The following is a 7,360-nucleotide window of genomic DNA, read 5'->3' as shown; positions in this document are numbered from 1 at the left end:
GCCCGACGAAGAGTGCCGCCGGATAGCCGACGAGCAGCGTGGAAACGAGCACGATGAGCCAGATGCGCACCGTGGTCCACAACGCGCCGAGATAGGTATCCGACGTGAAGAAGGTGACCCAGCTCTTCAGCGTCAGCGTCGGCTCGATCTTGAACGTGGTCTGGGTCCAGAAGGAAACGTAGACCATCATCAGGATGGGCGCGACCAGGAAGAGCAACATCCACAGCGCACCAGGCGCCAGCAGCCAGAAGGTGCGATCGGGTTGTTTGCGGGTCGGACGCTCCGCCGTTTCGACGGGCGTGTCATGGCTTGTGGCGGCCATCGTCATCTCTCATTCTCCGGGTGGATGGGGGCAGGACCGGCGATGGCGGTCTCAAACGAACACAAGAGCATCCTCCCGCTTCCACACGAGGGCGTAGCGGCCCTTCTCCTCATAGGCCGCAGGCGCGGCATGGCTCAGATGCTGCTCCACCTCGAAGACGCGACCGTCATCGAGCGTGAAGAAGGAGTTGATCGCAGCGCCCGAATATTCGCTGGCGACGAAGCTCGCCTCGATGCGCACCTCGTCATCCGCGGTCGCCGCGTCCGTGGGGCGGATCGCGACGCGATCGTACCGGATGGCGTAGGCCGGCTTGCCCGACGTCTGCCGGATGCCGCCCAGCGCGAGCGCGCCGACGGGGCTGGCGAAAGCATCGCCGGACACCGCACCGGGAAAGATGTTGTAGCAATTGAGGAAGCGCGCCACGTCGGCCGAGGCCGGACGGGTGTAAAGCGTGCCGGCATCCGTCGATTGCGCGATGCGCCCCGCATCGAGCACCAGCACCGTGTCACCCATCGCAAGCGCCTCGGTCTCCGAGCCCGTGACATGCAGGAAGGTCACGCCGCAGCGCTCGCGGATGGTGCGAAGCTCGCCGCGCATGCGCATGCGCAGGTTGGCATCGAGCGCACCGAGCGGCTCGTCGAGCAGAACCATGCTCGGTTCGGTCACGAGCGTGCGCGCAAGCGCCACGCGCTGCTTCTGTCCGCCGGAAATCTGGGTGGTGGCGCGGTCTTCCAGACCCGAAAGCCCGACAAGGCCGATGATGTCGCGCACCCGGCCGGCGACGACTTTTGCATCCGTCACCGGATCAACGGCGCGGTTTGTCAGGCCGAAGGCGATGTTTTCGGCGACGCTCAGATGGGGAAAGAGCGCGAAATTCTGGAAGACGAAGCCGATGCCGCGTTCATGCGGCGGCACACCATCGACGCGGCGGCCGGAGAACAGGATTTCACCGCTGTCCGGCTGTTCGAAGCCGGCGATCACGCGCAGCAGCGTCGTCTTGCCGGATCCGCTGGGGCCGAGCAGCGAGACATAGGTATCGTTCGCAAGCGATGCGTCGATACCGGACAGTGCCGGAACGCCCGAAAAGGCCTTGTGCACATTCTTCAGTTGGAGGACGGATGACACTCTGTTCCCACCAGTTTGAGCCGGGAATGTCCTTGCGCAAAGCTCCGCACGCCGCCGGACGCGCGATGCATCCGAAGGAGCAAAAGCCATCGTTCACGCATCGTCAGATGCGCGGCGCAGCGATATTCCTGAACATTTCACTTCGTTCCACTTACGGAGCCTCTTGCGGGCGCCTTGATTTCAAAACCATGCCATGAATGGTTTTTGTATTCAATAGACTTTTTATATTTTTCCGTTTGACCGCATCGAGCCCGAAAAATCGCGCTCGGCAAGCCAGGACGACGGCGTTTGCGTAGCCTTTACGGCTGCGCGCAGCGGCGGAAATACGCCCGTTGCGCACAATACTCACAAAACGGGAGGGAGAATCCGGCAGTCATGCGGCATCTGCCTCGCCCGCACTGCGCCGCCGCAACGGATTCTCCAATTTCAAACTTTGTATTCAATAATCATTTATGTCATCCTTTTCTTCCGGCGGAGAATGCGGCACAGTGCGCCCGCTATGAACACCCAGCGATGACGGGACCCATGAAGGAAGAGCAGGCCGCCACAGGCAGCCAGAAGCGGTATGAAATCGCCGAGGAGGTGCTGCGCAGCAACATATCGGCCGGAACGCTGCCGCCCGGCCTCGTGCTGCTCGAAGGCCCCATCGCCGACATCCTCCAGACGTCGCGCGCGCCGGTTCAGCGTGCGCTTCAGACGCTCGAGGCCGACGGGCTGGTCCATCGCTTCGCCGGCCGCGGCTTCCTGGTGGGCCCGCCGGGCGGCGATATCGAGCCGATCCGCACCGATATCAAGGCGCTTGGCCTCGTCGTGCCCCGCCATGCGGACGAGGCATTGCAAAGCCGCTCGTCCTGGGAGCGCATCTACAATACGGTGGAGGCGGACGTCGCGGGCTGCGTGGTCTTCGGCCGCTATCGCATCGTCGAGATGGAACTCGCCAACCATTTCAATGTCAGCCGCACCGTCGTCCGCGACGTGCTCACGCGCTTGCGCGAGCGCGGGCTCGTGCGCAAGAACCAGAGTTCGCACTGGATCGCCGGCCCGCTCACCGCGCAGACGGTGAAGGATCATTTCGTGCTTCGCACCATGCTGGAACCGCCGGCCATACGCCTCGGCGCACCCGCGGTGAACCGCGCGCGGCTGGAGGCGCTGCTGAAGCGCCTGCGGGTCGCGGAGGATAGCGCCGCCGGCGGCCTCGGCGACAGCGAGGCGATCCAGACCGAGTTCATCGAGTGCTGCGTTCTGGCTGCGCCCAACGAGCGGCTGAGGGATCTCGTGCGCAACAATCTGCTGCCGGTGACGGCGACCGACCGGCTGCTGCGCCGTCTCGGCCTGCCCGGCGATCCCGCGATCATCACCGAGCTGCGGCTGGTGGCCGAGCTTCTGCTGCGCGGCGCGACGGAATCGGCGGTCTCCATGATGGCGACCCATCTGGAAGCCTCGCTCAACCGCACCATCGCGCAGATGAAGATCGTCGCGATCATCCCCGGGCCCGGCGTAACGGCGGCCTACCTGACGCCCGTTCTCGACTGACCCGCCTTGCGGCGGACCTTGTCGTGTCGGGAGTGCAGAGGCCGCGCGCATCACTCTCTCCTATGCCAGCGCTTCGCGCAGCCGGGCGAGCGCTGTCCGGCGCTCGCCGCGTGCCGCCAGTGCCTCTTCCATCGTTACCTTGACGAAGCGCGTCGGCGTGTGCGGCTGGAGCTGGCCGATCAGATCCATGTCGGCGGAAATGACCGTGCCGACCATGAAGTAGCCGCCGCCGGATACGGCATCCCGATGCAGAATGATCGGCTCCGTGCCGCCCGGGACCTGGATCGAGCCATAGGGGTAGCAGCTGTCGACGATGTTGGACGGGTCCGAACCGGCGCCGAAGGGCTGTTCGCGCTCGACGAAGTCGAGCTTCCGGCCGCCCTTGAAACGATAACCCATTCGGTCCGCCTCGTTTGCGACCTTCCATTCGTCGGCGAAGAAGTTCTCCTGCGACTGCTCCGTCACGCGATGCCAGTAGAGGCCGGGCAGAACGCGCAGTTCCGCCGGCATGCCGGGCTTTCGTTGCATGGCTTCGGGAACGCTCTTTCCCTCGCTCGCAAGACGACCCGTGCCGACCGGCAGTTCGTCGCCGGCAGCCAGCGGACGACCCTTGAAGCCGCCGAGCGCGCCGATCGGATAGGTCGAACGGCTTCCAAGCGCCTCAGGCACATCGATGCCGCCCGAGATGGCGATGCAGATGCGTGCGCCGGATTTCAGGAAATCGAAGGTCAGCGTCTGCCCCGCCTTGACCTTGAAGGCGGTCCATCCAGGCTGAGCCACGCCATCGACCTTGGCCGGCATGTCTGCGCCGGTGACGGCGACAAGCGCGTCCTCGGTGAATTCGAGCTTCGGGCCGATGAACACGGCTTCAAGCCCCGCCGCGCCCTCGTCATTGCCGACGAGCAGGTTGGCTGCGCGCATGGCATAGCGGTCCATTGCCCCGCCGACGGGGATGCCGAGGTGGAAGTAGCCGGGACGACCGAGATCCTGAACGGTGGTCGCGAGACCGTGGTGAAGAACCTTAATGACCATGGAGCAAGCCCTCCAGCTTGGCGTTTGTGCCGTCGATATCCTTCTGGTAGTCGCGCAGGTCGAACGTCACCTCGCGGATCGGCGGGGCAAACCGCCCCTTGTCGACATCCTCCACCGCCTGGTCATAGGCGTCACGGTCAATCGGCTTGAACTTCACGATGTCGCCGGGGCGGAAGAACACCATGAAATCGCGCAGGTAGCTGGTCGTCTGGGTGGGATCGAAGATCGGCATGGGCGTGATGCCGAACATCTGGTAGCCGCCTGCACCGCGCACCGAATAGATGCAGCCGAAGCAGCCGCCATGGCCGACGGTGAGCCGCGGCGTATCCGTGCGCGGCCTGAGATATTTCGGCACCTGTATCTGCCGCTGGCGCTCGACCATCTGATACATGAAGGGAAGGCCGGCGACGAAGCCAACCATGGAGACGAACCACGGCGAGCCCGAATGGGCGCCGACGAAATCGTCGACGGAGCCGTAGCCATTGATGCGGGCCGCATAGTCCAGGTCGGTTCCCGTCGGGTCCTGGTGACGCTCGCGAAAACGCATCAGCGTCTCGTGTGTCCACGGGTCGTTGTAGAAGACGGGGATTTCGACGATGCGGGTCTTCAGCACGGGCTCGGCCTTGGCGGCTGCGCCCTCGATGGCCTTGACCTCCTTCAGGACATCGTCCGGATGGATGATGTCAGGGTCGAACTTGATCTGGAACGAGGCGTTGGCCGGGCAGATTTCCGTTACGCCCCTGATGCCGCTATCGCGCACGCCCCTGGCCATGGAAAGGCTCTTGAAGAAGGCTTCAAGCGACATTTCCTCGCTGCATTCGACGAACAGGTGCTCGTCGCCTCCGAATGAATATCTGGTCGTCATCAGGCAACCTCCGCCGTCGCGCCGGTCTTTGCGGCGAATTCCGTTTCAAGCCATCGTTCGAGGAAGCGGGTATCGAACGCGCCACGCGCCACGCTCGCATCGCTGGCAAGCGCCAGGTGCAGGGGAATGGTGGTGGGAATGCCCTCGATGACGAGGCCACTCAGCGCCTGCCTCAGACGCTCCAGGCAGGCTTCGCGCGTTTCGGCCCAGACGATGAGCTTGCCGACGAGCGAGTCGTAGAACGGCGGGATCGTGTAGCCCTCGTAGAGCATCGTATCGAAACGGATCCCCTCGCCCTCGGGCACGACGAGGCGGGAAATCGTGCCCGGCGCCGGCATGAAAGCCTTGGCCGGGTCTTCCGCGTTGATCCTGCATTCGATGGCATGGCCGAATGCCTCGACATCCGCCTGGCTGATCGACAAGGGTGCGCCGCCGGCCACGCGGATCATCTCCGACACAAGATCGATGCCGGTGATCATTTCCGTCACCGGATGCTCGACCTGGATGCGCGTGTTGACCTCGATGAAGTAGAATTCGCGCGTCGTTTCGTCATAGAGATATTCGACGGTTCCGGCACCGCGATAGGCAACCTCGCGCGCCAGCGCGACCGCACTGTCGCACAGCTTGGCCCGCACCTCGGCCGGAAGAAGGAAGGACGGCGCTTCTTCCCAGACCTTCTGGCGGCGGCGCTGCAACGAGCATTCCCGTTCGAAGCAATGAACGAAGTTCGTGCCGTCACCGAGGATCTGCACCTCGACATGGCGGGCCTTGGTGATGACCTTTTCGAGGTAGAGGCCACCATCGCCGAAGGCGGCGAGCGCCTCGGCGGAGGCCTGGGGGAAATGCCGTTCAAGATCCGCCAGATCGGCGGCGATGCGGATACCGCGACCGCCGCCGCCGGCGGCCGCCTTGATCATGATCGGGAAGCCGGTCTTCGCCGCCACGGCCCGTGCTTCCTCGATCGTGGCAAGGCGCCCTGCGCTGCCCGGCACCGTCGGAACGCCGGCCTTGGCGGCAACGGCGCGGGCGGCGACCTTGTCGCCCAGAAGGCGAATGGCATCGCCCTTCGGGCCGATAAAGACGAGGCCTGCTGCTTCCACGGCGTCGGCAAAGTCGGCGTTTTCGGACAGGAAACCGTAACCCGGATGCACGGCATCCACGCCTGCGGCCTTGGCCGCATTCACCACGGCCTCGATGTTCAGGTAGGATTTCTTCGGCGCCGGCGATCCGATGTCGATCGCTTCGTCGGCGAGCTTCACCGCGAGCATGTCGGCGTCGGCGGCGCTGTGAACCTGTACCGTGCGGATGCCGAGCGCCTTCGCCGCCTTGATGATGCGCACCGCGATCTCGCCGCGGTTGGCAACGAGGATCGAGCGGATGGTCATGCCTCCACCTCGGCGATGACCTGGCCCGCCATGACCGGCTCCTCGTTCTCGACGAGGAAGGTGATGTTCTTGCCATCGACGCCGGCAGGTACCTCCTGGAAGGTCTTCATGACTTCGATCAGGCCGATCGCGTCGCTCGCCGCAACGCTGTCGCCATCCGCCTTGAACGGCGGCACGTCCGGCGAAGACGCGCGGTAGAAGGTGCCCGGCAGGGGTGATCTGATCTCGATCTTGCTCATGTTTTTCTCCACTCCAGAAGGTCAGCGCCCGGCCGAGGCCGAAACCGGCGCAATACGTATACCTGCTCCCACCAGCGCATCACGCATCTGGCGCACGATGTCGAATGCGCCGAGCGTGTCGGAATGGAAGCAGATGGATTCGAAGGCGATATCGATGTCGCGGCCCGTGACGGTCCTGACCTTGCCCTCCTGGCAGGCACGCAGAACCTTGCGTGCGATGGCGGCGGGATCGGGCCGGCCGGCATCGCGGGTGAACACGATGGAGCCGCTGTCGTCATAGTCACGATCGGCGTAGAATTCCCGAACAACGGGCTGGCCCGCTTCTGTCGCGGCGCGGAACGTCGCCGAACCACCCATGCAGAAGATGTAGGCGTTCGGTTCGACGGTGCGCATGTATTGCACGAAGCTCTGGGAGAGTTCCGGGTTGACCGCCATCTCCATGTAAAGCGCGCCGTGCGGCTTCACATGCTGGAGGCGCACGCCGTGGCGATGAGCGAATTCCTTGATGGCGCCGACCTGGTAGACAAGATCGTTCACCAGCTCCTTGGCGGTGCCGGCGATCTTGCGACGGCCAAATCCCTGAAGATCGTTGTAGCCGGGATGGGCGCCGATGCCGACACCATGTTCGGCCGCGAGCCGCACCGTCTCGTCCATCAGGTTGGGATCACCGGCATGGAACCCTGCCGCGATGTTCGCCGAGCTGATCAGCGGCATGAGGGAAGCGTCGTCCGTATCGCCGACGCGCCAGCGGCCGAAGGCCTCGCCCATGTCGCAATTGATATCGACCACCTCACGCACCGTCTCAACCTCACATGCATATCTGAACAGGGAAACGCTAGGCCCATTAGGTCCATTTGAA

7 protein-coding genes and 1 pseudogene are annotated in these 7,360 nt (G+C 64.2%); 1 reads left to right on the top strand and 7 read right to left on the bottom strand.

The genetic code is table 11. The features are described from left to right. Both B5M41_RS19580 and B5M41_RS19575 read right to left on the bottom strand, forming a co-directional pair. Nucleotides 1-328: pseudogene (locus B5M41_RS19580) on the bottom strand (ABC transporter permease); the annotation flags it as partial. Between the two features lie 45 nt (nucleotides 329-373). Next, a complete protein-coding gene (locus B5M41_RS19575; protein ID WP_134652355.1) occupies nucleotides 374-1,447 on the bottom strand; it encodes an ABC transporter ATP-binding protein in 1,074 nt (357 codons plus the stop codon). Nucleotides 1,448-1,972: 525 nt separating this feature from the next. Between B5M41_RS19575 and B5M41_RS19570 the strand changes: the two genes are divergently transcribed. After that, nucleotides 1,973-2,980 (top strand): GntR family transcriptional regulator, encoded by a 1,008-nt coding sequence (locus B5M41_RS19570; protein WP_134652357.1) that lies wholly within the window; start codon nucleotides 1,973-1,975, stop codon nucleotides 2,978-2,980. A 60-nt stretch (nucleotides 2,981-3,040) separates the two neighbouring features. Here the strand turns inward: B5M41_RS19570 and B5M41_RS19565 are convergent, their stop codons facing one another. Genes B5M41_RS19565 through B5M41_RS19545 form a run of 5 tightly spaced genes read right to left on the bottom strand, consistent with a single transcriptional unit; the run spans nucleotide 3,041 to nucleotide 7,299 of the window. Then, nucleotides 3,041-4,012 (bottom strand): 5-oxoprolinase subunit C family protein, encoded by a 972-nt coding sequence (locus B5M41_RS19565; protein ID WP_134652353.1) that lies wholly within the window; start codon nucleotides 4,010-4,012, stop codon nucleotides 3,041-3,043. Beyond that, a complete protein-coding gene (locus tag B5M41_RS19560) occupies nucleotides 4,002-4,877 on the bottom strand; it encodes a 5-oxoprolinase subunit B family protein (RefSeq protein WP_134652350.1) in 876 nt (291 codons plus the stop codon). The genes B5M41_RS19565 and B5M41_RS19560 overlap by 11 nt, the downstream gene beginning before the upstream one ends. Next, nucleotides 4,877-6,262, bottom strand: a complete 1,386-nt coding sequence (locus tag B5M41_RS19555; RefSeq protein ID WP_134652348.1) for an acetyl-CoA carboxylase biotin carboxylase subunit — start codon at nucleotides 6,260-6,262, stop codon at nucleotides 4,877-4,879. Before B5M41_RS19555 ends, B5M41_RS19560 begins: the two co-directional genes overlap by 1 nt. Further along, a complete protein-coding gene (locus tag B5M41_RS19550; RefSeq protein ID WP_134652346.1) occupies nucleotides 6,259-6,501 on the bottom strand; it encodes an acetyl-CoA carboxylase in 243 nt (80 codons plus the stop codon). Before B5M41_RS19550 ends, B5M41_RS19555 begins: the two co-directional genes overlap by 4 nt. A gap of 21 nt (nucleotides 6,502-6,522) precedes the next feature. After that, nucleotides 6,523-7,299, bottom strand: a complete 777-nt coding sequence (locus B5M41_RS19545) for a 5-oxoprolinase subunit PxpA (RefSeq protein ID WP_134652344.1) — start codon at nucleotides 7,297-7,299, stop codon at nucleotides 6,523-6,525. Nucleotides 7,300-7,360 lie beyond the last annotated feature (61 nt).

Origin of the sequence: Shinella sumterensis, from assembly GCF_004514425.2 — a bacterium.
In the GTDB taxonomy this organism is placed as follows: Bacteria; Pseudomonadota; Alphaproteobacteria; order Rhizobiales; family Rhizobiaceae; genus Shinella; species Shinella sumterensis.
This window is presented reverse-complemented; position numbering and strand designations above follow the sequence as displayed.

Bases quoted from the DNA above. Each gene is read 5' to 3' on its own strand.
- B5M41_RS19565 (WP_134652353.1), bottom strand. From the start codon at position 4,012: ATGGTCATTAAGGTTCTTCACCACGGTCTCGCGACCACCGTTCAGGAT.
- B5M41_RS19560 (WP_134652350.1), bottom strand. From the start codon at position 4,877: ATGACGACCAGATATTCATTCGGAGGCGACGAGCACCTGTTCGTCGAA.
- B5M41_RS19555 (WP_134652348.1), bottom strand. From the start codon at position 6,262: ATGACCATCCGCTCGATCCTCGTTGCCAACCGCGGCGAGATCGCGGTG.
- B5M41_RS19570 (WP_134652357.1), top strand. From the start codon at position 1,973: ATGAAGGAAGAGCAGGCCGCCACAGGCAGCCAGAAGCGGTATGAAATC.
- B5M41_RS19550 (WP_134652346.1), bottom strand. From the start codon at position 6,501: ATGAGCAAGATCGAGATCAGATCACCCCTGCCGGGCACCTTCTACCGC.